Source organism: Protofrankia sp. Cr1, from assembly GCF_963555865.1.
In the GTDB taxonomy this organism is placed as follows: Bacteria; Actinomycetota; Actinomycetes; order Frankiales; family Frankiaceae; genus Protofrankia.
The window spans coordinates 11,371-12,189 of the sequence record NZ_CAUVXO010000153.1 but is presented as its reverse complement, the minus strand read 5'-3'; the positions used below and the strand labels follow the sequence as shown (position 1 = coordinate 12,189).

2 protein-coding genes are annotated in these 819 nt (G+C 67.3%); both read left to right on the top strand.

All coding sequences use genetic code 11. The features are described 5' to 3' along the window. Positions 1-307, top strand: a 307-nt coding sequence (locus tag U9980_RS13825) for a hypothetical protein (protein ID WP_322768281.1), incomplete at its 5' end; no start/stop codon positions are given. 112 nt (positions 308-419) lie between these two features. Further along, complete coding sequence (locus U9980_RS13820; protein ID WP_322768280.1) at positions 420-734, top strand: helix-turn-helix transcriptional regulator; 315 nt, start codon at positions 420-422, stop codon at positions 732-734. Positions 735-819: the final 85 nt, after the last annotated feature.

The following is an 819-nucleotide window of genomic DNA, read 5'->3' as shown; positions in this document are numbered from 1 at the left end:
CACCAAGGCATCGCTGTCACAGCGGCTACACATCCACGCGGCCACCCGCCGGCCCCCACTCGCCGACCTGCACATCCGCCACCGCGGCGTGTGCACCGCCATCGAGGGCCAGGTCACCGACGACGAGCCCATCCCGCTGATACGGCTGCGCTCCACCGGATCCGCCACCCACCGGGGATTCGCCCTCCACCTCGCGAGCAAAAACGGATACCAGGACACCCTCCTGCCCACCGGCACCTTCACCGGCACCCCCGAAGAGGCCCTCGACGGCGCCTACGAGCGGAACCTGTCGACCCCCGACAGCTGACCGCCCCCGCCTGCCCAGGTGTCAACCCCCGAAGGACTTACGGGCGAGACCACTTAGCAGAGGTCGCATACGACAGGTGGCTGGCCTTTGAGAGGAAACGGCGGGAGGGCTCATGACCGAGTTCCATGACTGGGATGACATCCGTGCCGAGCTGCACGACGGCGACGATGAGGCGCTTGCCGCCGAGCGGGCGCGCACTGAGTCCTGGATCAGTGCCTTCCACCTTGGCGAGGAGCGCAAGCGGCTGGGTCTGACACAGCGTCAGGTAGCCGAGCTGATGGGCGTCTCACCGGGGCGGGTAAGCCAGATCGAGAACGGTGACCTCGACGTCAACGAGGTCGCGACGCTGAGCCGGTACGCCCGGGCGCTGGGTGCCCGCATGCGGATCATTTTCGACTACGGCAACGACCTCCGTCAGATCGCCTGAGGCGCTGCCGGTGAACAGAATCCGGGTGACGGGGCCGGGGTGCGTAGGTCGTTGAGGCCATCCTGATGACCAGAACCACCTACCG

Bases quoted from the DNA above. Each gene is read 5' to 3' on its own strand.
- U9980_RS13820 (WP_322768280.1), top strand. From the start codon at position 420: ATGACCGAGTTCCATGACTGGGATGACATCCGTGCCGAGCTGCACGAC.